Here is a 25,804-nt window from a genome sequence, read left to right on the forward strand (position 1 = left end):
AGCCATTCGTCGACACTAACTCTGCTCCTTGTTGTTGGTTTCGTCATTAACACAAGGAGCAACGGTTTTATAGATCTTTCCCCTCAGATGGAGCCGACCCTCGACTAGAGGGTTTCAACAGAGCCGATTTTTCCTTCTATTTGAGGATGCTTTTAGATAATCTGAAGCCTATTGTACTCTCTGTCTGTGTCATATACGTTATTACCATTGCCCTACTGTTTCTGGTCGAAACCGGGCTAATCATAACAGCAAATCCATACTCTATTGCGATTCCTGTAATTGCCGCTCTAATATTTATTATCCCTGCACTCTCGTTTAATTCCCTGATAAAAAACTTCGAGCAAATGGCGTTATTTGGCTTTAGGTTTTTAGCTCACTATGCTGACAGGGATCAGGACTCACATGAACGGAGTACGGGGGTTTCTTCGGTCACCTCTCTTGTATTGATGTTTCTTTACCTCCCTTTCTTGGGCATCCTCCCCTTATGCGCATTTTTTATTACGGTCGGCTCAAAGATTAACATTTATTTGGTATTTGTTCTATTCCTGCAAATTATTACGATTGCAATCCTTACTAGCTATTTCAGCTCCGTATTTGTAAAAAGAGAATTAACAAATGCTTTAACAAATTATGCAGGCCTTATCGGATTAATTAACGGTATGATCATTAATAACGAATATGATGAGGAAACCGCGAAAAGACTTTCAAAGATATATTTAACGTCAAAAAATTACGATTTCATGATAGTTGATACATTAAAGTTCGTTAACTGGTATTTACTCATTCCTAATAGGGCGAATCTAAAGTGGAGGTGAGCCCCTTTGACGACTATTAATACTCTCCTTTCATTTTTACTCAAAATTACGAGAATTTCGTGGTGAGATAACTCTCGAAAATAATTCTCCTCGGTCATAATAGAGAGAAAAGAATTCTCCTACTCATTTCAAAAGCCTTATTTACCCTCCTGTTTTGACTAACTAATGAATAGGATGTGTTATTCTCCTATTCTCCCCGGCGTGGAGAAATCGTATGGACTTAACCGAATTACAGACGCGGAAGAGTAAAATCGACGTCTACCTTGCCGAGCAGGGCTGGGACGTCGCCAACCGCGCATCTGTCATTCCTGAAGTTGATACCAAACAGTCAGACTTTCTTGCACACTCTTATAAGACCGTCTCCGAGACGCTCAAGAACGATCTGGAGAGCAAGTACGTCGACTACCTCCTGCTTGACAGCCTGGGCGCTCCGCTCGCGATCGTCGAGGCCAAACGCACCTCAAAAGACCCGCTCATCGGACAGAAGCAGGCGGAGCAGTACGCCGACGATATCAAGCGGCAGACGGGGAGAGACGTCTTCATCTTCCTCTCCAACGGCTACGAAATCTGGTTCTGGGACCGGGAGCGCTATCCGCTCAGGCTGCTGAAGGGCTTCTATGCGCAGAAAGATCTGGAGCGACTCCGTTTCCAGATTCAGAAGATCGATCTCACCCGACCGATCGAGATCAATACCCGCATTGTCGACCGTTCAAAGAGCATCGAGAACGTCAAGCGCGTGCTGGAGCATATCCGTAAAGGCCATCGTAAAGGGCTGATCGTCATGGCGACCGGGACCGGCAAGACCCGCGTGGCGATGGCGATCATCGACGCCCTCCTCAAGGAGAACCGTGCGCAGAAAGTGCTCTTTCTCGCCGACCGGAAAGCGCTCCGTGATCAGGCGTGGAATAAGGGCTTCCTGGAGTTCTTCCCCCATGAGGCCAAGGACAAGATCCTGCATGGTGTCTACAATAAAGAAAAACGGCTGTACGTCTCCACCATTCAGACATTTCAGGAGATATACACCCAGAAGGATGAGCGTGGGCAGTACCGCATCTCCCCCGGCGAGTTCGACCTGATCATCTCTGATGAGGCGCACCGGAGCATCTACAACAAGTGGCGGGACGTCTTCACCTACCTGGACGCGATGCAGATCGGGCTGACGGCAACACCGGCGGAGCTGGTCGATCGGGACACCTTCCGGTTCTTCCACTGCGACGACCACATGCCGACCGCGCTCTACTCGTATGATGAGGCGGTGAAGGATGGCGTCCTGGTCGACTTCCGCAAAAGCATCATCGGAGCGCAGACCCACTTCCAGATCGAGGGCCTTCGACCTTCCGACCTGACGGAGAGCGAGCGCAACCGGCTGATCGAGCAGGGGATCGACCCGGATGAGATTAACTTCGAGGGCACAGAGCTGGAGAAGAAGGTCGCCGTCAAAGGGACGTCTGAGGCGATCGTGCGGGAGTTCATGGAGGGCTGCCAGATGGATCAGGCAGGGACGCTTCCGGCAAAGTCGATCTTCTTTGCCATCTCGAAGAAGCACGCTCGAAGGCTGCATGAGGCATTCGACGACCTGTATCCCGAGTACAAAGGACGGTTGGCGCGGATCATCGTCTCGGACGATCCCCGCGCCGAGGCCCTCATCCACGACTTCGAACACGAGTCCTTCCCTCGCGTGGCAATCTCGGTCGATATGCTCGATACCGGCATCGACGTACCGGAGGTCTGCAACCTGGTTTTTGCGAAACCGGTCTTCTCAAAGATCAAGTTCTGGCAGATGTTGGGGCGCGGGACACGGTCGGATGGTGCGTGCAAACACCGGGAATGGCTGCCGGACGGGCATAAAGAGTATTTCAAGGTCTTCGACTTCTGGAATAACTTCGAGTACTGGAATATGAATCCCGAAGGGGTGAAGAATGAGCCGACCGAAGCCATCACGAGCCGGATCTTCTTCCTCCGGCTGAAGCAACTTGAGCGGCTCCTGGAGCAGGGCGACGACGAGCGGGCGGCGGTCGTCCGACAGAGGCTCGAAGAGGATATCCGCTCGCTTCCGATGGACTCTGTAACCGTCCGGGAGCACGAGCGGGAGATCGCGAAAGCCCTCTCCCCGAAACTCTGGGACAATGTCGGGCTTGACCCGCTGGAGTACCTGAAGAGCACAATCATGCCCCTGATGCGCTTCCAGACCGGCGTGAACCTCAAAGAGGCGTCCTTTACCGTCAAGGCGGAGCGGCTCGCGCTCGCGGTGCTGGAGGGCAACGAGAAGGAGATCGAGCGGTTGGCCCCGGAGATCGGGGAGATGGTCGATCACCTCCCCCGGACGCTCGATATCGTGAAGGAGAAGGAAGAGCGGCTGGACGAGGTGCTGACCCATGCCTTCTGGAAGGGTCTGTCGTTTGAGGACGCTACCGGGCTTGTCGGGGATATCGCTCCGCTCATGAAGTACATGTCGAAGGAGGCACACGAGCCGATCGTCATCGACATGGGAGATATCATCGCGCAGCGCACGCTCTGGACGCTCAACGAGGAAGCACCCGAGTATGTGACGGCATTCAGGGAGAAGGTCGAGAAGCGGGTTACAGAGCTGGCCGATCACAACCCGGTCATCCAGAAGATCCTCCACGACGACCCGATAACCGAAGCCGACCTTCACGATCTCGAAGAGGCGCTGGCGGAGGCCGGGGTGAACGTCACCGAAGAGATGTTGCAGACCTCGCCGCGTCACCCGTATGGCTCGCTCGTGGCGTTTATCCGGTCGCTCTTCGGTCTCTATGAAGCGCCTGATCCGAAGGAGAAGATAGCAGAGGCGTTTCAGACCTACATGATCGAGAATAACAAGAGTTATACCGCCGACCAGCTCCACTTCATCCGGACGATTCAGACCGTTTTTATGCGTAAGAGGCGTATAGAAATGGACGATCTCTTCCTTGCTCCGTTCACGAATTTTGGGAGTACTGCACCGATGCCGATGTTCGATGAGGGCGATCTGAAGGCGTTTATCGGCATCTGTCGGGGGCTGGAGCGGGAGTTGTTTGCGGTGGAGGGTGAAGCTTAGTGAATACAAAGAGGCTGCCTGAGGGATGGGAATGGCGGCAACTTGGCGATATAATTGAGTTAAAGTATGGTAAAGGGTTGAGAGAAGCAGAGAGAAATCAGGAGGGGGAAATCCCTGTTTACGGGTCAAATGGTCTCGTCGGACGGCATGACAAACCTATGTCAGATACTGCCGGGATTATTGTAGGGAGAAAAGGATCGGTCGGAGCAATTCACAAGTCGGATGGGCCTTTTTGGGCGATAGATACCACTTACTACATCGAGCCGATAGAGTGTCTTGATCTCTCCTACCTCTACTATTTACTAAAAACACTTAATTTGAGCTCACTCGATAAATCTACCTCGATCCCAGGTTTAAATCGTAACGATGTGTATCGAAAAGTTATCCCAATACCTCCTCTCGACACCCAGCGCAAAATCGTCGCCATTCTTGAGAAAGCAGAGGCAACGCAGCGCCTGCGGGCAGAGGCGGATGCGTTGATGCAAGACCTTTTACAGAGCGTTTTTCTGGAGATGTTTGGCGATCCGTCAATAAAATCGACGAATTGGCCTTATGAAAGGTTAGGAAACGTTATCGGCGTGACATCAGGGCATGGGTTTAAGCTTGAAGAGTACAGTGACGATGGAATTCGACTATTAAGAATAAATAACGTGAGTTTTGGTGATATTATCTGGGAGCAGGTAGCTTACCTCCCCTTCGAGTATGGCGATAAATTCCCGCACTTGGTGTTAAAAAAAGATGACATATTAATGGCCTTAAATCGTCCGATTTTAGGGAATAAATTAAAAGTTGGAATGATGGATGAGGAAGACGCCCCTGCAATATTGTATCAAAGGGTTGGACGGATTGACATTTTGGATGAAGAGAGAGTAAACCGGCTGTATTTGTTTCACTTACTACGGACTCGGTACTTCTTGAGTGAATTATCAGCAAGGCTTTCAGGGTCTGATCAGCCTTATATAAACCCTACGGCAATGGTCAAAATCAAGATCCCTCTCCCTCCGATTGCAATTCAAAAAAGGTTTGCACAAATCGCTGCAAATATTCAACTCACTTATGATACTGGACAGAGTTCCAGAAACCAGCTACAGACTCTCTTTCAGGTGATTATCGATAGAGCATTTACAGGAGACCTGATACCATGAAACTCGCCCCTGACCTCAAATCAAAGATCGACACCCTCTGGGATCGGTTCTGGAGTGGTGGCATGTCAAACCCGCTCCAGTCCATCGAGCAGATGTCCTACCTCATCTTCATGAAGCGGCTGGAGGATATGGATGTCGTCGAGCAGAACCGGGCGCGAGCGCGGGGAGTGCTGTATACGTCAGTCTTCGAGGGGCATGAGGAGTGCCGGTGGTCGAGCTGGAAGCACTACCCTGCCGAGCAGATGCTGGAGCATGTCCGCGACAAGGTCTTCCCCTTCATCAAGTCCCTCCATAACGGTGAGAAGACCCTCTTCGCCCGACAGATGCGTGATGCCGTCTTCATGATCCCGAAACCGTCTCTCCTTCAGGAAGCGGTCGCTCTCATCGACGAGATGAATATTACGGCGCAGAACCGCGACACGCAGGGCGACATTTACGAATACCTGCTCTCTCAACTTTCCACCGCCGGGAAGAACGGGCAATTCCGCACCCCGCGTCACATCATCCGGATGATCGTCGAACTGGTCGATCCTGACATCACCGACCGTATCTGCGATCCTGCGTGTGGTACGGCTGGCTTCCTCATCAACTCGTATGAGCATATCATCCGGAAGTATACGAGTCCTGACATGCTTGAGGTCGACCAGGAGGGAGAATACCATAACCTCATCGGCGACAACATCACCGATCAGAAGCATTGGGAGAAGCTCTGGAGCGATACATTCTACGGATTCGACTTTGACTCGACGATGACCCGGATATCGCTCATGAACCTGATGCTGCACGGCATCAAAGCCCCTCACATCGAGCTCAAGGATACCCTCTCCAAGCGCTACAACGAAGAGGAGCGCTATACGGTCGTGCTCGCCAATCCTCCCTTCAAGGGGAGCATCGATAAGAGCGATATTAACGACAGCCTCTCGCTCGGCACGACGAAGACCGAGCTGCTCTTAGTCGAGCGGATGATACAGCTCCTGACGATAGGTGGGAAGTGCGGCGTTATCGTGCCTGACGGCGTACTCTTCGGGAGCTCCAGGGCGCATAAGGAGCTTCGACGGATGCTCCTTGAGGAGAATCAACTGGAGGGTATCGTCTCTATGCCCTCCGGGATCTTCAAACCCTATGCGGGAGTCTCGACCGCCGTGCTGATCTTCGTGAAGGGCGGAAAAACCGGCAAGGTCTGGTTCTACGACATGGAGGCGGACGGTTACTCGCTCGACGACAAGCGGACATTCATCGACGGCAAAGGAGATATTCCGGACATTATCGAGCAATTCAGGCAGCGGAGAGACACAAACCCGATAGACAGGAAGGCGAAGTGCTTCTATGTGCCGGTCGAGGAGATCCAGGCGAATAACTATGACCTCTCGATCTCTCGCTACAAGGAGATAGAATACGAAGAGGTCGAGTATGAGCCTCCGGAAGTTATCATCGGGAAAATCCAGGCGCTTGAGAGCCAGATTCAGCAAAATCTTGAGGAATTGAAGAAGATGCTCAAAGAGACTGAAAAATAAGGATGGAAGGGGCTATCTTAGTACTCTTTAGTTACAATAGTCCGTGCTGGATGAGGAGTCATACGAAGGGTTTCTGTTCCATCAGGAATGAAGATAGTCTGATTGGCATAAGGTCTCACTTATGGGATGTGAAAAAGGCTTAATAGTCAGTCAGGAATCTGATCCCTCTCTTTCAACGGAGATATCATCTTTTTTGGGAAATTGGGACAGCGTGGATTGATTCCTCATGGCATTCTTCTGGTAGTCCTCAAGCGCGAGTTTCTCTCCCTCCGCGCTGGCTTTCTCATCGACCCACCTATCAATAAATTTTGCATCGATATTCTCAAGAACAGCACGGAGTCTGGATCCCCGGCAGTTGAGCCGGATCGCATCGGCATCGACTTCATCGAATAGCTGATACTTCTGCCCGTATTCGAGGACAATTCGTAACTTCTCCGTCACCATCTGCTTCTTCTGATCTTCTGAAACGCCCAGAGAGATGTTATTCATCAAGGTCGAGAGCACTGCGTTTTTCTGGATGATCTTCGGATCTTCGATACCATCTTCGAACAGGTTCTTTCGGTAGCATTCCCCGACAATTGCCAGCTGGATGAGCCGGTAAGGGTTCGTCGAATAACAGTAAGGGAGTTCATACTGCTGATGGAGGTCCTGATCGCCGAAACCCGCCTGCAGCATCTCATTTAATGCCGAATTCTCATGCGAGCATTCGAGGAGAAGTTGTATCAGTTGAGACCGCGGGGCATAAACCCAGACTTTTATCAGGCCGATATCGTATTTGGGATGCGGCTTCTGACCCTGTGCCTTCATGGACTCGATGATCTTCATCTTGTCCTTCTCGTTGATGCAGAGCACGTACTCGAACCGGTTGGGATCCAGCTCGATGTCTATGGCATCCGAAAGGTAGTCCGTCTTTTCAAGGACCAGATCACGGGATAATCCGACCTCTTTTAACGTCTTTCTTACATCGGTGATCGAGGATTTGCACTCGACGAAGATCGCACGGTTTTCGCCTTCGTTGTAGAGGAAGAGATCGAAAGTGTGATTTCCCTTTTTTGCGGAGCCGAACTCGATCAGGGGCTCTGCAAAATAAAATTCGTATCCGGATCTCTGTGAAAGGTTGGTCTGTGCGAAAGATTTTACGCATTGTTTCACGAGAGTGTGGTGCTTTTTGTCTTCCTCAAGAGCATCACCGATTCGCTCTCGTGCCGAGGGTATAGAGTATGCTTTATATTTCTCTTTTAATTTATCCAATTCCTCGCGGACTTCAGGTGGAGAACGCTTGTAGAACGCCTGAAAGTCTTCCTTCTCACGAGGAATATGGATGATATCACCCTACGGTCGCCATATGATCGATATTCTCGACCACAAACTCGAAAAACCTCATGGATGTTCCGATGTCTATTTTCTCTACCGGGTAGACGTCGATCTTCTTGCCGGTAGTCGAGATGTCCAGGAGAGAACCCGTGTGCTCATCGATCAACCGGGCGGAGAAGAACATTGAACCCGGCAGCAGCACCTGTTCCAGTACAGTGAAGTTCCACTCCTCGCTGCGCACCGCCTTGCAGAAGCGGGAAACGTCATCGTAGTGCATCTCCACCGGCACATCAATTGACCAGGGGATCTGAATGGCATTCGAGAATTGCCTGCGGGACCCGACCTTGCTGATGGAATATCCCGACTCTCCGATTGCCTCTCTTACGTTTTCAAGCCGTGAAACGACGTCCTCAATTATCTTGAAGATGCCGGCGAAGTGTCCGTGACGCAGTGTTATGATTCCCTTATTGTCGATGCGAAATGCGATGCCGTTCGGGAGCTGGACCTCAAGAATCTTTGGTAGCACACCGTAGTAGAATTCCATCTCCTCAAGCGTGTGTTTTCCGTCGTTCCCCCTGTATTGGATGCCTCTCTCGACATGGGGCCGGAACTCGGAGTGAATATCAGTGTTGGGGCTCCTCTTCGCAGAGAAATAGGTTATGATCATGTCCGGGTGCTCCCGGACGAGGTTATCTTTGATCTCCTTCATCACCTTAGGGGCAATCCAGAGATTCGATATCTCCTTTGTACGGTTGATGTAAGTGAAGAGGATGTCAGGTATCTCATTGGTTTTCTTTGCATCCGTGATGAAGAGCGGGACATTGTTCCTGTCGTCGAAGAACGTATAAATATAAATCCGTTTACCCTGGGATTCCTTCGAGAGGAGGAGCAGTTTTCCTGCCCTCTTATCGATGGAGAAATGGAAGTTTTTGAGGGTCTCGACGAACTGGTTGATGTTCTGGAACATCGACAGCGTTGCAACTATGTGGAGATTACTGTTGATCTGGTCGTCTCCTCGCTCACATTCAAGGTACTGGATCAGCTCCTGAATGTCGTCGAAGTCTCTATCAGCTCTGATGAGCGAAGGGAGGTTCAAAGTATCACATCCCCGGTTAATTTCCATTAAGTTTCATGTAGATTTAGATGTTTCTTATTTGAACCTGATGATATAGGCGGAACATGAAGGTATCTTGAGGATTGCCATATATCAAGTCAATCTGAAAATAAGATGGACCGAGCGGGAATTGAACCCGCGGCCTCTACCATGCCAAGGTAGCGATCTCCCCCTGATCTATCGGCCCCTGTTACCCTACAATGTTGATCGTGATCACATAATAAGGATTGGGGCAGGCCGGCCCCCTATCCCTCCCCGGCAAGGGTCGAAAGCCGCGAGAGCACCCGTTCCCGCGCATCCTCCATCTTCGGGCGGACGAGGGCGGTGCCGTTCTTGATGCAGGGGGCGAGGAGCGGCACCGCACCCTTCGGCGCCGGGGTGCGGGCGGGGAGGGTGAGGCGCCGGCCGCCGAGATCGTAGACCTGCTTTGCGCTGCTCCGCTTCCCGCGCTTCGCGAAGGGCCGGCCCTTCATCTCCACGATGTCCAACGCGAAGTCGATCACCGGGGCGTTCGCGATCGCGCCCCCGACGCCGAAGGCGTCGCCGATATCGCGGTAGGCGGCGACCTCTGCGCGCGACAGCCCGCCCGAGAGGAAGATCTTCACGTCCGGGTAGCCGTTGACGTCGAGCTCCCAGCGCACCTCCTCGGCGATCGCCCGCATGTCGCCCCGCCGGGACCGCGGGGTGTCCAGCCGGACAGCCGTCGCCCCGCAGGCCGCCGCCCGGACCGCCTCGACCTTCTCGTCCGAGAAGGTGTCCGCGAGCATGACCCGGGGCACCTCCGGGCCCGCATCGCGCGCAAACGCGCACCAGGCGTCCTCCTGCCCCGGGTAACACATGATGAACGCGTGCGGCATCGTCCCCGCGAGCGGGATTCCCTCCGGCGCACAGATGTTGCTCGCCCCGTCCACCCCGCCGATCCAGGCCGCCCGCTCGATCATCGCCGCGATCGCCGGGTGCTGGCGGCGCGACCCGAAGGAGTAGACCGGCCGGCCACCCGCGGCCAGTTTCATGTGGGCGGCCGCCGACGCCACCCCCGAGGCGTGGCAGAGGAACCCGAGGATGGCCGTCTCGTAGACCGCGAAGTCCCGGTAGCGCCCGGATACCCGGAGGACCGGCTCCTTCGGGTGAAAGATCGAGCCCTCCGGCATCGCGTCCACGTCCACCGGGAGGCCTTCGAGCAGGTTGATGACGTCGTCGAGCCCGCAGAAGACCCCCCACGGGTCCGGGAGCGCCGCCCCCGTCACCTCCATCGTGACGTGCGGATTGATGCCGTCCCGCTCCATCACCTCCACAACCCGCCGGAAGTAGATGTCCGTACACTCACCGTTCTTGATGGCATCCTCGCCGACCATCAGAAACCGTCCCATGATCATTGCGGTTGTCGCGATGGCGTAAATCCTTATTGAACCGATCCGGCGGCACCGGAACGGTGATCCTTTTTTGCTGGGACATCAAAGCAGTAAGGAGAATGTCATACGGAGAAGCGTATGCCGCTGTAGTGGAGAGGATCTAGTGCTCGGAATCATCGGGGGCACCAGCCTCCTCTTCGCCGACCTGCCGGCGCTCGAGAAGACCATCGTGCCCACCCCCTACGGGAAGGCTGAGGTGCATGCCGGAGAGTTCGCGCTCCTCCTGCGCCACCAGCACAACCTCCCCCCGCACCGGATCAACTACCGTGCGTGCCTCGCCGCGCTCGCCGTCCTCGGGGTGGACGAAATCGTCGCGTTCGGCTCCGCCGGCTCCCTGAAACACGAGATCCCGCCGGGCTCGATCGTCATCCCCACCGACTACTTGAGCGTCACCGACATCCCGTCCATCCACGAGTGCACCATCGACCACATCCGGCCGGAACTGGACGCCGATCTCGTCCGCACTCTCTCCGGACTGGTGCCGGACGCACGGACGGGCGGGGTCTACGCCCAGACCCGCGGGCCGCGGATCGAGACGGTCGCCGAGGTCAAAGCGCTTGCAAAGGTCGCCGACATCGTCGGGATGACGGTCGCGAGCGAAGCGACGCTCGCCCTCGAACTCGGGATGCGGTTTGCCGCCGTCTGCACCGTGGACAACTACGCCAACGGCCTCGGGGAAGAGACCCTGACCTACGAGCATATCCTCGCGACCTCGCGGGCGAACTGCCGCAGAACCGAGACCATCCTTGAAAAAATTGTGGAGCGACTTGCATGAACGAGATATTCACCGCCCGGGGATCCGTCCTGATCGCCGGGGTCACCATCGACGGATCGACTGTCGACATCGCGCTCGACGAGACCGGTACCATCGCCGCGATCGGGAAGGACGCCAGAAAGACCATCGATGCCGATATCGTCATCGACGGCTCCGACCGGATCGCCGTCCCCGGCCTCGTGAACACCCATACCCACGCCGCGATGAGCCTCCTGCGCGGGTATGCCGACGACATGATCCTGCAGGACTGGCTCTCGCAGAAGATCTGGCCGCTCGAGGCCCACCTCACCGGCGACGACGTCTACGCCGGCACCAGACTCGCGTGCCTCGAGATGATCAAGAGCGGCACCGTCGCGTTCAACGACATGTACTTCTTCATGGACCGGGCGGCCGCCGCGGTCGATGAGATGGGCATGCGGGCGACGTTCGCCTACGGCTTCATCGACCTCGGGATGGAGGAGAAACGCGAGGCCGAGATCAAGGCGACGGAAACCCTGATCGCCCACATAAAATCGCTCAACAACCCGCGGATCCAGGCGGCCGTCGGCCCCCACTCCGTCTACACCGTCTCCCCCGAGGCTCTCTCCTGGTGCGGCGACTTTGCAAAAGAGCAGAATATCGGCATCCACGTCCACCTCTCCGAAACCGAGAAGGAGGTCGTCGACTGCGTCGCACAGTTCGGCAAACGCCCGGCAGTCCTCCTCGACGAATATGGCTGCCTCACCCCCCGGACGGTCGCCGCGCACTGCTGCTGGCTCGACGAGGCCGAGTGCCGGCTCCTCGGCGAACGGGGCGTTACCGCCTCCCACAACCCCGCAAGCAACATGAAACTCGCCGTCAACCGGGCCATGCCCTACCACTGGCTGAAACAGTACGGGGCGAACATCGCCCTCGGGACCGACGGCTGCTCCTCGAACAACAACCTGGATCTCATGGAGGAGATGAAGTTCGCAGCGCTCCTGCAGAAGTTCGCCTGGAACTCGCCGACCCTCCTCCCCGCGAACGAGGCTCTCACGATGGCGACCGCCGCAGGCGCCCGGGCGCTCGGCACCGGCCCCGGCACCCTGACCGTGGGCGCACCGGCCGACATTGTCCTCCTCGACACCCGGGCGGTCTGCAACACCCCGCTCTTCCACGCCGACTCGAACGCCGTCTACGCCTGTAACGGCAGCGCGGTCATGACCGTCCTCTGCCAGGGGAGGATCCTGATGCACGAGCGGGAGGTGCCGGGAGAAGAGGAGATCGTCCGGGAAGCCGGCGACGCCGCCCTGTCGCTGGCTGATCGGGCAGAAGAATCCTCCTGAACTTTTTTTTGCGGAAAATACGGTGCCGAGGAACTAACAGAGTTCCACGACGCCGGAGACACCGTCGAGAGCGCCCGGCACCAGTTCGCAGACCATGATATGCCCGACCAGCTCGTCAGGGATATCAATCGAAGACCGGATACCATAGCAGATTGTCGGCACGAACCCGAACCTGCAGTAATACCCCGGGTCTCCGGCCAGGAAGACCGCTTTGAACCCCATGCCGCCCGCCTGCTTCAGGGCCGTCGATATCAGCTCCGTCCCGATACCCCGGCCGCGGTACTCGAGCATCACTGCAATGGGAACGAGGAGAAGCCCCTCAAACCGGGGGCCGCCGTTCGTCACGTAAGTCCGGGTCAGCATGATCTGCCCGACGACCTTCCCGTCCTCCTCGGCCACCAGCGCGAGCTCCGGAACGTATCTCTCGCTCTTCCGAAGATGCTCCACCAGGTTCTGCTCGCTGTCGTCTCCACCCCCGGCCGTCCCGAAGGCGGTTGTTACCAGGTGATAGATAGAATCGTAGTCGTCCCTGCTCTCCTGTCTGACGATCATGGTGCGCCCTCCTGCGCGGTTGGGCCTGCAGAATTGCCGTCCGGCTAGAAAAATAGTGTGCTTCCCCAGGGTCGAACCCGGGGCGGCGGGGCAGGTTACGCCGTCTCGATATGCGACTCGTCCTCGAGCCCGAGCTCCTCGATGGCCATCTCGCGCATCTTGAACTTCATGATCTTGCCCGAGACCGTCATCGGGAAGTCGTCGACGAGCTTGACGTAGCGCGGTATCTTGAAGTGCGCGATCCGGCCGCGACAGAACTTCTTCACCTCGGCCTCCGTCAGAACCGCGCCGTTGTCGGGCTTGATCCAGGCCATCAGTTCCTCGCCGTACTTCTGGTCCGGCACCCCGATCACGTAGGCGTCGGCAATCTGCGGGTGGTTGTGGAGGAACTCCTCGATCTCGCGCGGGTAGATGTTCTCCCCGCCGCGGATCACCATGTCCTTCAGGCGGCCGACGATCTTGACGTAGTCCTCCTCGTCCATCGTCCCGAGGTCGCCGGTATGGTTCCAGCCGTGCTCGTCGATCGTCGCCCGGGTGGCGTTCGGGTTGTTGTAGTAGCACCGCATCACGCAGTAGCCCCGGGCGCAGATCTCGCCGGTCTCCCCGCGGGGGAGGATCTTCTTCGTGTAGGGGTCGATGATCTTGATCTCGGTGTGGGGGAAGGGCTTGCCTACCGTCGAGACGCGCCGTTCCAGGGGGTCGGCGGTCGTCGTCATCGTGACGCCGGGCGAGGTCTCCGTCTGCCCGTAGACGATCACGATCTCGGACATATTCATCTCCTTGTTGACCTCCCGCATCACCTCGGTCGGGCAGGGCGACCCGGCCATGATCCCGGTGCGGAGCGTATCGAGCCGGTACTTCGGGAAGTCCGGGTGGGAGAGCTCGGCGATGAACATCGTCGGCACGCCGTGGAGCGCCGTGCACTTCTCGTCCTGCACGGCCTTGAGAACCGCCTCGGGGTTGAAGACCGGCGCGGGGAGCACCATCGCGGCGCCGTGGGTGGCGCAGGCCATGTTCGAGAGCACCATCCCGAAACAGTGGTAGAACGGCACCGGGATGCAGAGCCGGTCCTCGTGGGTGAACTTCATCCCCTCGCCGATGATGAAACCGTTATTCAAGATGTTATGATGCGTCAGGACGACGCCTTTCGGGAACCCGGTCGTCCCGCTGGTGTACTGGATGTTGACCGCATCGTCGAAGTCAAGCGACTCCTCCCGCTCCCGGAGTTCGTCGGGGCTGATGAGCGCGGACTTCTCGAGCAGTTCGTCCCAGGTGTACATCCCGTTGTAGGGGATATCGCCGAGGAAGACGACGTTCTTTAAGAACGGGAACTTGTCGCTGTTGATCCGGCCGGGCTTCGCCTCGAACGCCTCCGGGCAGGTCTCGTAGAACATCCCGACGTAGTCGGAGGTCTTGAACCGCCCCTGGATGAGGAGGGTCTGCACCTCCGACTGCTTCATGGCGTACTCGAACTCGTAGGTCCGGTATGCCGGGTTGATGTTCACCATGATGGCGCCAATCTTTGCCGTGGCGAACTGGGTGAGCACCCATTCCGCGTAGTTCAGCGCCCATATGGCGACCCGGTCCCCGCGCTCCACGTCGAGCGCCATGAGGGCGCGCGCAAGGGTATCGACGTGTTCGAGAAACTCCGCGTACGTCCACCGGATACCCTGGTGGACGGAGACGAGTGCGTCGCTGTCCGGGTGCGCCGCTGCGATTCGATTCAGCATTTCACCGATGGTGATGCCGAGTAGGGGTATCTGCGAGTTCCCACACGCGTAACTGCCCTCAACCATTCTATATAAATGGGTTCCACGACGGTTATATGATTACTGGTTTTTTCCGAGCGCAATCCTTATACTGCATGGCTGTCAAAGATATAGAGGACAAGGGGTCGTGGCCTAGTCCGGAATGGCGACGGGCTCCAGCGGTCTTTGCACGTGATGAACAATGGGTCTCCTGACTAACGAATGATGACCCGTTGGAGCACTGATGCATGTTCGGAGAGACCCGTCGATCGTGAGTTCAAATCTCACCGACCCCACATTCTTGTAACTCTTATCCGATACCGCAGGGTATCGACGTTCATTCCGTTTTCTTCTCCTCCCCTGCGGCCGCGGCCGCCCGGCGCTGACGGTTCTCCTTATAGGTGAGCACCGATATGTCGCCGTTGCTCTCGATGTAGGCGACGCGCACCCCTTCGATGCCGTCGATGCCCCGGGCACGAAGTGCGATGGACGGGACGTCCGGAGCTCGAGCACTCGAAGAGTGCGAGCCGTTCGATGAGGTCGTCATGGGTCATCAGTTCCCGCCTGAGGCTTCTTTCGATCACGTGGCCGTTCTCGCTCACCTTGAGCGCCTCCGGCGAGACGATACTGCGAAACCGCTTGCTCTTGTACTGCCCGATCGAGACGAGCATCGAGAGACCGAGGAGCGTCGACGCGCTGACGAGCCCTGCAAGGAGCGAGCCGTCGCCCGCGGTGAACGCCTCCGCGGTACTCTCGGATATGATGAGGGGGAGGATCAGGTCGAAGGGCGTCAGCTGCCCGAACTCGTGCCTGCCGATGATCCGCATGACGAGCAGGAGGAAGAAGTAGATCGCCGTCGCCTGGAGGATGAGTTCGACGATCGGTGTCTGGAGGGCGAAACGTTCCGACATGCGCGTGAGTGAACCGTGGCCGGATTATACCCTCCCCAGCCCTGCGGGAGACGTCCTCATCCGGCCTTCTGAGCCGGATTTCCCGGACATAACCGTATCGCCCCGACCGGGAGGTCTTTAATACCTGCCTCCCCAATATTTCAGCACTATCTGAGGGTATCCATATGTATCTCATCGGTGAAGCATTGGTTGGAGACGGCGCAGAACTTGCGCACATAGATCTGATAATGGGAAACAAAGAGGGCGCGGTAGGACAGGCGTTTGCGAACTCCATCTCGCAGCTCTCGAAGGGGCACACGCCGCTTCTCGCGGTCGTCAGGCCGAACCTGCCGACGAAACCCTCGACACTCATCATCCCGAAGGTCACGTTAAAGAAAGAGTACCAGGTGAACCAGATGTTCGGGCCCGTCCAGGCCGCGGTGGCGAAAGCCGTCGCCGACTCGGTCGAGGAGGGCGTCTTTGAGGGGGTCGACATCGAGGACACCGTCATCATGGCGAGCGTCTTCGTTCACCCGACCGCAGAGGACTACAACAAGATCTACCGGTTCAACTACGGCGCGATGAAACTCGCGCTCCGCCGGGCGCTCGACCGGTTCCCCGACGTCGAGACGCTCCTGCACGAGAAGGACCGGGCGGCCCACGCGGTCATGGGATTCAAGGTCCAGCGGCTCTGGGATCCGCCGTACCTCCAGGTCGCCATGGACCTCGTCGACAAAAACCACATGAACAGGGTTCTCGACGAACTGCCCCAAAACGACCACCTGATCATCGAGGCGGGCACGCCGCTGATCAAGAAGTTCGGGCTCTCGATCATCTCCGAGATCCGCGAGCGCCGCCCGAACGCGTTCATCGTCGCGGACCTCAAAACCCTCGACACCGGCAACCTCGAGGCCCGGATGACGGCCGATGCCGGCGCCGATGCCGTCGTGATCTCCGGTCTCGCGCCCATCTCGACGATCGAGAAGGCGATCGAAGACACCCGGAAGACCGGCATCTACACGGTCGTCGACATGCTCAACGTCGAGAACCCCGTTGCCGTCGTCGAGCAGCTGAAGGTGAAGCCGGACGTCGTCGAACTCCACCGCGGCATCGACGTCGAGGATACCGCCTACGCCTGGGGAGACATCCCGGCGATCAAGAAGGCGGGCGGCGAGCGGCTCCTGGTCGCGACCGCGGGCGGCGTCAGGCAGCATGTCGTGAAGGACGCGCTCAAGGCGGGCGCCGACATTCTGGTCGTCGGCCGCGCCATCACCGCGAGCAAGAACATCCAGAACGCAGCGGAAGAGTTCCTCAAGGAACTGAGCACCGAAGAGATTGATCAATTCAGAATCATGACCGACTTCTAAGTCGGCCGATATCTTTTTTCCGCCGGAAGATTTCCGGTAAAATCTGCCCGGCGCTCCGGAGACACAGGCCGCCCCGGACATAGGTTAAAGTGAGCAGAACGGCAATGGATAACCATGTCATTTCCCGGCCCGGTGAGCGGGCAGACCCCGGCCGACGGGGGATCGCCGGAACCCGGGGCGGGTGCGGGCGGTTACCGGCGGCTGAACCGGAAGTGCATGCTCTCGATGTACATCGACTACGCCGTATGGTATGCGGTTCTGCTCGTGGCCTACATCCTCACAAAAACCTACGCAGAGGGATTCCTGGGGTCCTACTACGATCTTATCAGGTACGGCTTCTTGCTCGTCCTGGGGGTTGCCCTGGTTTACATTGCCGTGGCTCCACCGGTCTTCTACGCCCGGTACCGCTACCGGATCACCGAAGACAGGGTGGACGTGCGCTGCGGGGTCCTCTTCATCCGCCACACCCTGGTGCCGATCGAGCGGGTGCACCAGGTGGAGATCACGCGAGGCCCGATAAACAACATCCTCGGCCTCGCGGACGTCACCATAACCACTGCAGGGGGCGAGGCGGACATCAGGTACCTCGAGATTGACGAGGCGGAGACGGTGGCCGACCGGCTCAACAACCTGATCGGGAGGATGCTCCGGGAGAGGATGCCGGCGGCCCCCACCCCCCGGCCGGGGGCTGCAGACGAATGACCAGACCCGACCTCGAGGCAGAGGGCTGCACCACCGATGCGGGTATGGATGCAGCCGGCACCGGGACGGCTGCGGATACCCCAACTCGCCATGGCGAGAGGATCCGGTGCCACCCGAGCATCATCGTGGAGCGTTCGCTCTCGGCGATCGTGGTGCTGGCCGTCCTCACCACGCAACTCGGCAGGGGTGCTCTACCGGCCGTACTCGCGATCCTCTTCATTGGACTGGCGCTCTTCAACTACCGGCAGTGGAGCCGGACGACTATCCAGTTCAACGAACGAGATGTGGTGGTGGAGAGGAACACCCTCTTCAAGATGAAGAAGACGCTCCCCTACGCGAAAGTCGCGTCGGTGAACGTAAACCGGGGTATCCTGAACAGGGTCTTCGGGACGTCGAGGCTGCTCGTCAACATCAACTCGGGCAGCGGCGCCACGGTGCCGGAAGCCGTCCTGACATTCCGGCAGGACGTGGCGGAGGGGATACGGGCCGGGATGGCAGAGCGGCTGTACGGCCACGAGACCGCCCCGGAAGAAGAGCCGGCCGAACCCCCGGTCTCGTTCTCCCCGGTGGACGTGATCGTCCACGGTCTCTTCAGTGTCTCGACCTACCAGACGGTATTCGGTTTTGCGTTTTTGGCCTATTCCGTCGTTCAGTTGTACGTCTCCACGGTAACGGGAGCGGGAGCGGACGGTAAGGCGCTGGTCTCCCTGCTGATGTTCTTTTCCATCCAGCTGGCACCGTCGGTCTCGCTGATATTCCATTACTACAACTACCGGGTATACCGCCGGGGCGACACGATATACCTGGAGCACGGCCTGGTACGGACGTATAAGACGTCGTTTGCTGTCTCACGGATCAATGCCGTCCGGGTAAAGCGAACTCTCGCGGCCCGGCTCCTCCACCGGTCGTGCATCGAGGCGGAGGTGGTGGGTCTCGCGTCCGGGAGCGGGGAGAGCCTCCGCCCCGTCCTCTGCCTCCTGAAGGACGATGCGACGCAGCAGAGGCTCCTCGAAGAACTGGTGCCGGAGTTCGTGGACGAGCACGCCCGGGAGCGGCAGCCCGCAGGCGCAAGGAGCGTTCTCCTGATCCGGGCCGCGTTAGCCTCTCTCGCGCTCGTTCTGGCGACGGCCTACCCGTCGATCTACCTCTACCACGAGACGGCGGCCCTGACAGGGGCAGCCGGCACGGTGCTGCCCTACGCGCTGCCGCTCGCGACGACAGCAGCCATCCTCGCGATCTTCTACGCGACGCGGGTCTCTTACCGGATCACGGAGTTCGGCACCGGCACTGACCTCTTCACGTTCGTGAACGGCGCCGTCGACCGCGAGACCGTCGTGATGAACTACGACAAGGTGCAGATGGTCCGGATCACGAGAGGCCCGGTCGCCCGGGTCTTCGGCGTCGCCCGGGGGAAAGTATACCTGCTCTCGGCGATCGGGGGGGCGAACGTCTCGTCGGGATATTTCGCCGGGAGCCGTCTTGCCGCCGTCGGCGAGACCGTGATGGGGCGGATCGCGAGCGGGGAGTACGATTACCGGAAGAATAGTATCTGAGCACCGGCAGGATTCACAAGGAGTTCCACGGGGCGTTTTTTAATGAGGCTTTTGGGCGGGGCCCCGCCCCTCACGCCCGCTCTTCCAGGTGAACCTTCAACCCCTCGTTATCGACCGTCGTGGCGATCGCGACCCGGAGGCCGGCCTTTTCCAAAATCGCCGTAACTTCCTCCTCCGGCCGGCCCGTAATGACCGCGATCGACGGGCCGACAGAACTCATCCCGACGAACTCGAGGCCGGCGTCCCGGAGCGCCGCCATGTAGCGGTAGATCTCGAACCCGTGATGCTCCACCTCGGCGCGTTTCGAGCCGCGGAACTCGATCTCCCAGATGACGTCGCCGGCTTTCCGGAGATCGCCGCGCTCCAGCGCAGGGATGAGGTCCATCAGGACGAGGTAGGACTTCAGTTCGCGGTCACGGTAATCGAGCGTCCGGGCCTTGTTCATCAGGAGGTCGAACTCCTTCTCCCCCGCCGACGAGATATCGGAGGACGGGATGGCGATATAGACGTTCTTGCCCATCCCGAAGGCGTGCCGGTAGATGAGCGCCAGTTCGTCGCCCATCACCACCATGCCGCCGTGGCTGCTCGCGGCAGGCCCGACGCCGGTCTCGAACCCGAACGCGACGTTCCCGGCCTCCGTCTCCTCGACGAAGTTGCAGCCGAGGAGGAGGCGGAGCTCATCCGAGGTCAGCGGCGAGCCCACGGCGACGTTGAGGGCGTTCGCGGCCGCGATCAGGATGGTGCTCGTCGACCCGAGCCCGACGTGCTCGTACTGGTGGTCGCGGGCACGGATCTTGAAACCGCCTTCGTACCCGACGACCTGCCGGAACGCCTCCGCGAAGTGCCGGAGGAGCGGTTCGCGGGTGTAGTCGATCTCGAGCCCTGAATCCGTGCACTCGACCTCGGCGGTGCAGTAGACCCCGATGGCGAACCCGATCCCGCCTCCCCCGGGGTGATCTGGGGAGAACCGGTTCATGTCGAGCACGGTGAGGTGGATCCTCGCCGGGGCGCGGGCGACGACCGTTCCGGATACGGGGGTGAGCCGGTAGTCCTTTTTGAGGCCGCACGGGCGGATATTCTCGCCGGGGGAGAAGGAGGTGAACTCGTACTCGACGAGGTCGAGGTCTCCGCCCCGGATCTTCATGACAGCCATTTCGTCACTTCGTTTCAGCGTGTACGGTCAAAGAAGATATCCTTTCCCGCTGCCCGGAGCGGGATGCCGTAGGCTACCCCGCAGCCTTCCAGCCATCCGAGCGAGAGCGCCCCGACGCCGGCGGAGTACATCACCCGATTGTCGACGTTGTGGAGGCTCGCGGTCTTCGCCGCGGAACCGACGGCGATCCCGAGATCCGCCATCCGGACGATGCAGTTCGGGCCCCGGAACGGGGTGGACGGCGGGGTTAGCTCGCGCTGGGCGTCGAGCATCTCCGCACAGGTGGCGTAGCCGCACCCGCCGCAGTCGAGCCCCACGGCATCGGCGTAGAGCGACCCGACGAGGAAGCAGGCGTCGCTTGCCGCGACGTTGCCCGCGTCCCTGATGAAGAACCCCACGTCGTGCTTCTCGCCGTACTCCCGCATCGCCCCGGCGAGCTGCTCCAACTCAGTGCCCGTGACGATCATCGTCTTGATGACGTCGCTGCCCTTCGCCTTCGGGGCGGTGCGGGCAGAGAGCGCCATCAGCCGGGCGACCATCTCTACGGCGTCTGATTCAAAGAACATGAGAGTACGTGGCCCCGACCCAAGATAAGGGTATGCCCGGGGGGGTCGATACCTTTTTCCACGAACCCGCAAAAGAGCCGGACCGTCATGGCACCGGAGAAGAGTCTCGAAACCGCCACCTTCGGCGCAGGGTGTTTCTGGGGCGTCGAGGAGGCGTTCCGGCGCGTGCCGGGCGTCGTGGATACCGCGGTGGGGTTCATGGGCGGCACCGCCGAGAACCCGACCTATGAGGGCGTCTGCACGGGAAGGACCGGGCACGCCGAGGTCGTGCAGGTGACCTACGACCCGGAGAAGGTCTCGTACAGCAAACTCCTCGAAACGTTCTGGGACGCCCACGACCCGACCACCCCGAACCGGCAGGGGCCCGATATCGGGACGCAGTACCGGTCGGTGATATTCTTCCACACCCACGAGCAGGAGGCGGAGGCCCGGGCGTCGAAGGAGGAGATGGATCAATCGGGAAAGTTCCGCCGCCCCATCGTCACCGCGATCGAGCCCGCGGGAACGTTCTGGCGGGCGGAGGAGTACCACCAGCAGTACTTCGCGAAGCGCGGCGGCGGGCAGTGCCGGACGGTGTGGTAGGAGAAAAGAGCGGGGGGTACGTTAGGGCTGCGGTTGGCGATTTTGAACATCTCACTCTCCGTTCTTATGAGGCTTCGGGCCCTGCAACAATTGTCATTAGAAATCCGTCCGCTTAGATTCTTGCGACCCCGCACACGGCTTTCCAGTGGATATCGCACCTTCGGTGCTCCAGCTCCGTTCCTGCCGGAACGTCGCTTATCGCCACGCACTGCCTCCGCCCCTCTGGGGCGGGGTGCGGCGGGTCGTAGAGCCGGAGCATGAGCACCGAAGGTGCGGGGAACGACTGTTGGAACGGCAGGAGTTTGAGCACCGCAGGTGCGAATGAGGAGGCCGGAGGCCGGGTGAGGTGGGGGTTACGCCTCCTTAGGGAGAGAGACAGGGGAGGGGGCATGCCCCCTCCCCGTCAGCCCCTCCCCCAGACACGATATCCCCACGGTCCACTTTCTTGGGCTTGCTCTCGCTCATCCAGTTCCAATAATCGTGGATAACAACGGCAGAGGGACAAATGGTCAAGAACCCCTCAGATTTCAAACAACAGAATCGCGGAAAAAAGAGCCGCCGCCTCTCCGGGCGCAAAAACCCCCCTCACTCCCGGTTCGCCGTTCCCCCGATCTTGAACCCGACGCCCTCGAACGAGGCCACCAGCCGCTCGCCCGAGTAGACCTCGACGGCGTAGACCGACGTCCTCGCCGTCTCCGAGATCATGTGCGCGACCGCCTCGACCGTCTCCCCCGCCGGGACGGTGAAGTAGCGGATGTTCGCGGAGATCGCGATCTCGTCGACCCCCTCCAGGTTCGCGGCGATCCCGAAGGCGTGGTCGGCGACGGCGAAGATCGCGCCCCCGTGGGTCGTGCCGTGCGCGTTCCTCATCCCCGCCGCCGGCATCGCCACCTTAACACGGCCGTCCTCGATCGCCGTGACCGCCATCCCGAGGAGGCGTGCGAACTCGCAGGTATCGGATCGCTGCACTGCCGCAGAATAGGCTTTCGGGATGGGCACGATCTCCTTCATGGAACTACTTGTACTCCCGCTGCGTGTAGGTGGCGCCGTTGGCCTCGCCGCCGCGAAGAACGATGTAGAACCACTCCCAGAGCGACTTGAGCGTCCCGAACTGCTGGTAGCGCCGCATCGAGAACCCGACTTTCAGGCGGGGGTCGAGACGGACCTTCCCGAGCTTGCGCATCCGCTGCGCGATCTCGAGATCGTCCCCGGCATCGATGCAGCGGTACATCCCCGCCCGGATGAACGCCTCCCGGTCGAAGGCCGTGTTGCACCCGAGCGTGAAGTAGATCGTCCGGGTGTAGTAGCCCAGGCGCGAGAAGATGTTTGCTCCGAGAAGAGAGAGCCGGTTCCGGAAACTGTCCTCGATCGGGTAGACCGTGCCGTAGAGCTGCACGATATCCTTCTCCGCGAAGTCCTTCCCGATCCGCTCCACCCAGTCGCGGGGGAGGATGCAGTCGGCATCCGTCGTGGCGATGATATCGCCCGAGGCAGCCATCGCCCCGTCGTTCCGGGCTCCGCCCACCCGCTTGCTCGTCTGGATGAAGACCCTGTCCGCAAGGGGCTCGGCCAGTTCCCGGGTCCTGTCCTTCGAGTCTCCGTCGACGACGATGATCTCGTAGGTATCCCGCGGCACCGTCTGGTCTGCGAGCGACGCAAGGCAGCGCTCGATGTTCTGCTCTTCGTTATAGGTCGGCACGACTACGGAGATCATCCCTCGATCAACTCCCGGTATAGTTGTTGATGCCGGTTTGCTATAAGCGTGATGCCGCAACCCCCGCCGGCGTCATAAGAGAAGAGAATCGGCCTCCCGGCAGCGCCGCGAGATCCGAGGGATGCAGACCGCCCGCCGGGGCGAACCCGCCGCTACCCGGCCAGCTTCTCGTACAGGTCGATGTGGCGGTTTGCAATCGTCCGGATATCATACTCCTCCGTGAGCAGCCGGGAGAGCGCCGCATGCCGCCCGAGCAGGCTCCGGTCCTCGAGCAGCATCCCGGCCTCCTCGGTGTCGTCGAAGTACAGGGCGGTATCCCTGAAATTCCCGGTGAACTCCGGGATCCTCCGGGCGACGACCGGCAGGCCGGTCGCGAACGCCTCCAGGACGACCATCGGGAGCCCCTCCGCGAAGGAGGGGATGAAGAAGGCGTCGGCGCTGCAGTAGGCGGCAGTGATATCGTCGACAAACCCGGTGAAGAGAACGTTCTTCCCGGAACGGCTCTTCTGCTCCTCGATCATGCTGTAGTCCTGGGAGAGCCGCCCGTAGGGGAACCCGCCGACCCAGACAAACCTGATATCCGGGTGTTCGTGCGCGAGAGCGAGGAAGTCGTAGATGCCCTTCCTCGGCGTCTGCTGGGCGACGGTGAGCACCACCCACTCGTCCTCCCCGATGCCGTACTTCTCCCTGAACGCCGCCCGTTTCTCCGGGTTCGGCTGGAACTTCTCCCTGTCCACGCCGTTCGGGATGAGGGTGGTCGAGACGTCCGGGGCGATCTCGTGAACCTCCTTATCGCAGAGGGGCGAGATGGTGATGATATGGTCGAAACTCCCGTAGATATTCGGGTAGAAATGGTTGACCGTCTCGGAGAAGGCAAGGTTGCCGGTGTTGAGGCGGGGGGTCGAGTGGGCCGTGAGCACCTTGACGCCGAGACTGTACTTCTTGTTCGTCAGGGCAAGGGGGCCGAAGGTGTGGTAGTGGACGAGATCGAAGTCCCGACCACGGGCGTTCCAGGCCAGCTTCGGGCAGGACTCTTCCCTGATGAGCGCACCATAAAGCATCTTTGCCAGGGTGGCGCACCCGATGTACTTGAAGAAGAGCATGTCTTCGACGAAGAAGTTGACTTTCATGGATATCCCCTCACGAAATCGATCGCGCTCCTGATGCAGCCGTCCATATTGAGGTACTCGAACTGTGAGAACCGGCCGACGAGGTCGATGCCGCGTTCCCGGCAGAACTCGCGGACGATCGCGATGTTCTTCTGGTATTCGGTGTCGTAGACGACATACGCGAACTTCTCCCGCGCAAGGCCGGTGTAGACGACGTCGTCCCGTGACGGGATGAACCCGGCGGCGGCGAGCGACGCGACGGTATGCTCGATCACCTCGGCGTCCGACATCCGGGAGACCGCGTCCCCGTCGTTGTAGGTTATCTCGGCGAGGATCGAGGAGTGGCCGGGAGGGGCGACCTCGCTGCTGTAGTTCGAGGGGAACGATATCCGGTTGAAGAGGCCGGTCTTCTCGTCGGGGACGTAGAGCCAGGATATATCGGGAACCTCCCCGGCAAGGCCGATGAAGACCGAGCAGAGCGAGTTGTAGCGGAGGGCGTCGCAGGCCGCCTGTACGTCGGCCGGGACGTCGGAGAGGCAGGGGAGCAGGTTCTGGAGCGGGATCGTCGAGATCAGCCGGTCGGCATGGACGGTCTCGCGGCCGTCGCTGACGGCGAACCCGCCGTCCTCCTCGCGGATGGAAGTGACCGAGAACCCTGTCCGGACGGCAGGGATGACCGGTTCCGCGATCGCCTCGACAAGCGCCTCGATTCCGCCCGTCACCGGGTAGGAGAAGACCGCCTGGTGGACGTAGCCCTCGGTCTCGATCCCGATCGCCGACTTGATGATATCCTCGACCGGCGGGCGGGGGATGCGCCCCTCCACCCAGTGGTGCGACATCCGGTCGGCCGGGTAGTTCCAGATCTTCTCGTTGTAGGGGAGCATGTAGCACTCGGCGATGCCGCGGCCGAAGGTGTAGGTGATCCACTCGGCAAAGTTCGTCGGCGGTAAAACCTCGCCTTTCTCGACGGCGATGAGGTTCTTGACGAACTCGTTGATGCAGAAGAACCGGTCTTCGTCAGGGAGTTGATACAGGCCGTTCTCGAAGGGATATTTGACGTAGCGGCCTTTATAGAGGATCTTCGTATTCCGCGTCCGCCGGTCGGCGTTCTCGCCGAGAACCGAGAGCATGAAGGAGAGGACTTCCGTATCGCGGGAGAAGATGATGTGCGAGCCCCCGGCATCGAACGTAAACCCCGCTTCCGTCCGCGAGCGGCAGAGCCCCCCGATCGTCTCGTTCCGTTCGAGAACGGTCACGTCGTCGTCCCGTTCGTGGAGCAGGCGCGCCAGCGTAATCCCGGTGAGACCGCCACCCAGTACCGCCGATTTCACGAGTGTACTGTTTATGCCAAAGCCATATATGGTTGACCATCTGTTTCCCTGTGGTTGCTGCATCCCTGGGTAAATATCAGGGATTA

23 protein-coding genes and 2 tRNA genes are annotated in these 25,804 nt (G+C 59.1%); 11 read left to right on the forward strand and 14 right to left on the reverse strand.

Annotated elements, in window-relative coordinates; genetic code table 11:
• Positions 1-146: 146 nt before the first annotated feature.
• The 4 genes from FGW20_RS10365 (at position 147) to FGW20_RS10380 (ending at position 6,532) form a co-directional block, all read left to right on the forward strand.
• Positions 147-815, forward strand: coding sequence for a hypothetical protein (locus tag FGW20_RS10365; protein ID WP_301678018.1), 669 nt, complete (start codon positions 147-149; stop codon positions 813-815).
• Between the two features lie 214 nt (positions 816-1,029).
• A complete protein-coding gene (locus tag FGW20_RS10370; protein ID WP_301678019.1) occupies positions 1,030-3,873 on the forward strand; it encodes a type I restriction endonuclease subunit R in 2,844 nt (947 codons plus the stop codon).
• Positions 3,873-5,018, forward strand: coding sequence for a restriction endonuclease subunit S (locus tag FGW20_RS10375; RefSeq protein ID WP_301678020.1), 1,146 nt, complete (start codon positions 3,873-3,875; stop codon positions 5,016-5,018). The genes FGW20_RS10370 and FGW20_RS10375 overlap by 1 nt, the downstream gene beginning before the upstream one ends.
• Positions 5,015-6,532 carry a type I restriction-modification system subunit M gene (locus FGW20_RS10380; protein WP_301678021.1) on the forward strand — a complete coding sequence of 506 codons (1,518 nt, stop codon included), beginning with the start codon at positions 5,015-5,017 and terminating at the stop codon, positions 6,530-6,532. The genes FGW20_RS10375 and FGW20_RS10380 overlap by 4 nt, the downstream gene beginning before the upstream one ends.
• Before the next feature lie 150 nt (positions 6,533-6,682).
• On the opposite strand, the gene FGW20_RS10385 is transcribed toward FGW20_RS10380, so the two are convergent.
• The 4 genes from FGW20_RS10385 to FGW20_RS10400 form a co-directional block, all read right to left on the reverse strand.
• Complete coding sequence (locus FGW20_RS10385) at positions 6,683-7,783, reverse strand: hypothetical protein (protein WP_301678022.1); 1,101 nt, start codon at positions 7,781-7,783, stop codon at positions 6,683-6,685.
• Between the two features lie 76 nt (positions 7,784-7,859).
• Positions 7,860-8,969 (reverse strand): hypothetical protein, encoded by a 1,110-nt coding sequence (locus FGW20_RS10390; RefSeq protein ID WP_048115170.1) that lies wholly within the window; start codon positions 8,967-8,969, stop codon positions 7,860-7,862.
• A 106-nt stretch (positions 8,970-9,075) separates the two neighbouring features.
• A tRNA-Ala gene (locus FGW20_RS10395) sits at positions 9,076-9,147 on the reverse strand.
• Between the two features lie 58 nt (positions 9,148-9,205).
• Positions 9,206-10,330 (reverse strand): nicotinate phosphoribosyltransferase, encoded by a 1,125-nt coding sequence (locus tag FGW20_RS10400; protein ID WP_301678023.1) that lies wholly within the window; start codon positions 10,328-10,330, stop codon positions 9,206-9,208.
• Between the two features lie 145 nt (positions 10,331-10,475).
• Here FGW20_RS10400 and FGW20_RS10405 point away from each other — a divergent pair, with 145 nt between their 5' ends.
• Positions 10,476-11,147, forward strand: coding sequence for an MTAP family purine nucleoside phosphorylase (locus tag FGW20_RS10405; protein ID WP_301678024.1), 672 nt, complete (start codon positions 10,476-10,478; stop codon positions 11,145-11,147).
• Entirely contained in the window at positions 11,144-12,451 is a 1,308-nt protein-coding gene (locus FGW20_RS10410) for an amidohydrolase family protein (RefSeq protein WP_301678025.1), read from the forward strand. Before FGW20_RS10405 ends, FGW20_RS10410 begins: the two co-directional genes overlap by 4 nt.
• Positions 12,452-12,484: 33 nt before the next feature.
• On the opposite strand, the gene FGW20_RS10415 is transcribed toward FGW20_RS10410, so the two are convergent.
• Positions 12,485-13,003 carry a GNAT family N-acetyltransferase gene (locus FGW20_RS10415; RefSeq protein WP_301678026.1) on the reverse strand — a complete coding sequence of 173 codons (519 nt, stop codon included), beginning with the start codon at positions 13,001-13,003 and terminating at the stop codon, positions 12,485-12,487.
• A gap of 95 nt (positions 13,004-13,098) precedes the next feature.
• Positions 13,099-14,799: an AMP-binding protein gene (locus tag FGW20_RS10420; protein ID WP_301678027.1), complete on the reverse strand. Its 1,701-nt coding sequence runs from the start codon at positions 14,797-14,799 to the stop codon at positions 13,099-13,101.
• A 94-nt stretch (positions 14,800-14,893) separates the two neighbouring features.
• Between FGW20_RS10420 and FGW20_RS10425 the strand changes: the two genes are divergently transcribed.
• Positions 14,894-15,047 (forward strand) — tRNA-Trp (locus FGW20_RS10425).
• A gap of 41 nt (positions 15,048-15,088) precedes the next feature.
• Here the strand turns inward: FGW20_RS10425 and FGW20_RS13375 are convergent.
• A complete protein-coding gene (locus FGW20_RS13375) occupies positions 15,089-15,199 on the reverse strand; it encodes a hypothetical protein (RefSeq protein ID WP_367617946.1) in 111 nt (36 codons plus the stop codon).
• Positions 15,147-15,662 (reverse strand): DUF421 domain-containing protein, encoded by a 516-nt coding sequence (locus FGW20_RS10430; RefSeq protein WP_301678028.1) that lies wholly within the window; start codon positions 15,660-15,662, stop codon positions 15,147-15,149. Before FGW20_RS10430 ends, FGW20_RS13375 begins: the two co-directional genes overlap by 53 nt.
• Before the next feature lie 164 nt (positions 15,663-15,826).
• On the opposite strand from FGW20_RS10430, the gene FGW20_RS10435 reads away from it, so the two are divergent.
• From FGW20_RS10435 to FGW20_RS10445, 3 genes are all read left to right on the forward strand, one after another.
• The gene (locus FGW20_RS10435; protein WP_301678029.1) at positions 15,827-17,008 is read left to right on the forward strand and encodes a bifunctional 5,6,7,8-tetrahydromethanopterin hydro-lyase/3-hexulose-6-phosphate synthase; all 1,182 of its coding nucleotides are present in this window, start codon (positions 15,827-15,829) and stop codon (positions 17,006-17,008) included.
• A gap of 114 nt (positions 17,009-17,122) precedes the next feature.
• Positions 17,123-17,710 (forward strand): PH domain-containing protein, encoded by a 588-nt coding sequence (locus FGW20_RS10440; protein WP_301678030.1) that lies wholly within the window; start codon positions 17,123-17,125, stop codon positions 17,708-17,710.
• Entirely contained in the window at positions 17,707-19,263 is a 1,557-nt protein-coding gene (locus FGW20_RS10445; protein ID WP_301678031.1) for a PH domain-containing protein, read from the forward strand. Before FGW20_RS10440 ends, FGW20_RS10445 begins: the two co-directional genes overlap by 4 nt.
• Positions 19,264-19,333: 70 nt before the next feature.
• Here the strand turns inward: FGW20_RS10445 and FGW20_RS10450 are convergent, their stop codons facing one another.
• Positions 19,334-20,416, reverse strand: a complete 1,083-nt coding sequence (locus FGW20_RS10450; protein ID WP_301678032.1) for a GHMP family kinase ATP-binding protein — start codon at positions 20,414-20,416, stop codon at positions 19,334-19,336.
• 14 nt (positions 20,417-20,430) lie between these two features.
• On the reverse strand, positions 20,431-20,982 hold the full coding sequence (locus FGW20_RS10455; protein ID WP_301678034.1) for a ferredoxin domain-containing protein: 552 nt from the start codon (positions 20,980-20,982) through the stop codon (positions 20,431-20,433).
• Between the two features lie 87 nt (positions 20,983-21,069).
• Between FGW20_RS10455 and msrA the strand changes: the two genes are divergently transcribed.
• Complete coding sequence (gene msrA / locus FGW20_RS10460) at positions 21,070-21,564, forward strand: peptide-methionine (S)-S-oxide reductase MsrA (RefSeq protein WP_301678035.1); 495 nt, start codon at positions 21,070-21,072, stop codon at positions 21,562-21,564.
• 585 nt (positions 21,565-22,149) lie between these two features.
• On the opposite strand, the gene FGW20_RS10465 is transcribed toward msrA, so the two are convergent.
• The 4 genes from FGW20_RS10465 to FGW20_RS10480 all read right to left on the reverse strand — a co-directional run bounded on the left by FGW20_RS10465 (position 22,150) and on the right by FGW20_RS10480 (position 25,718).
• A complete protein-coding gene (locus tag FGW20_RS10465) occupies positions 22,150-22,575 on the reverse strand; it encodes a PaaI family thioesterase (protein ID WP_301678036.1) in 426 nt (141 codons plus the stop codon).
• Positions 22,576-22,579: 4 nt separating this feature from the next.
• Positions 22,580-23,278: a glycosyltransferase family 2 protein gene (locus FGW20_RS10470; RefSeq protein ID WP_301678037.1), complete on the reverse strand. Its 699-nt coding sequence runs from the start codon at positions 23,276-23,278 to the stop codon at positions 22,580-22,582.
• A gap of 152 nt (positions 23,279-23,430) precedes the next feature.
• A complete protein-coding gene (locus FGW20_RS10475) occupies positions 23,431-24,408 on the reverse strand; it encodes a glycosyltransferase family 4 protein (protein ID WP_301678038.1) in 978 nt (325 codons plus the stop codon).
• Entirely contained in the window at positions 24,405-25,718 is a 1,314-nt protein-coding gene (locus FGW20_RS10480) for a protoporphyrinogen/coproporphyrinogen oxidase (protein ID WP_301678039.1), read from the reverse strand. Before FGW20_RS10480 ends, FGW20_RS10475 begins: the two co-directional genes overlap by 4 nt.
• Positions 25,719-25,804: the final 86 nt, after the last annotated feature.

This window comes from Methanoculleus methanifontis (genome assembly GCF_030464365.1).
Taxonomy (GTDB): domain Archaea; phylum Halobacteriota; class Methanomicrobia; order Methanomicrobiales; family Methanoculleaceae; genus Methanoculleus; species Methanoculleus methanifontis.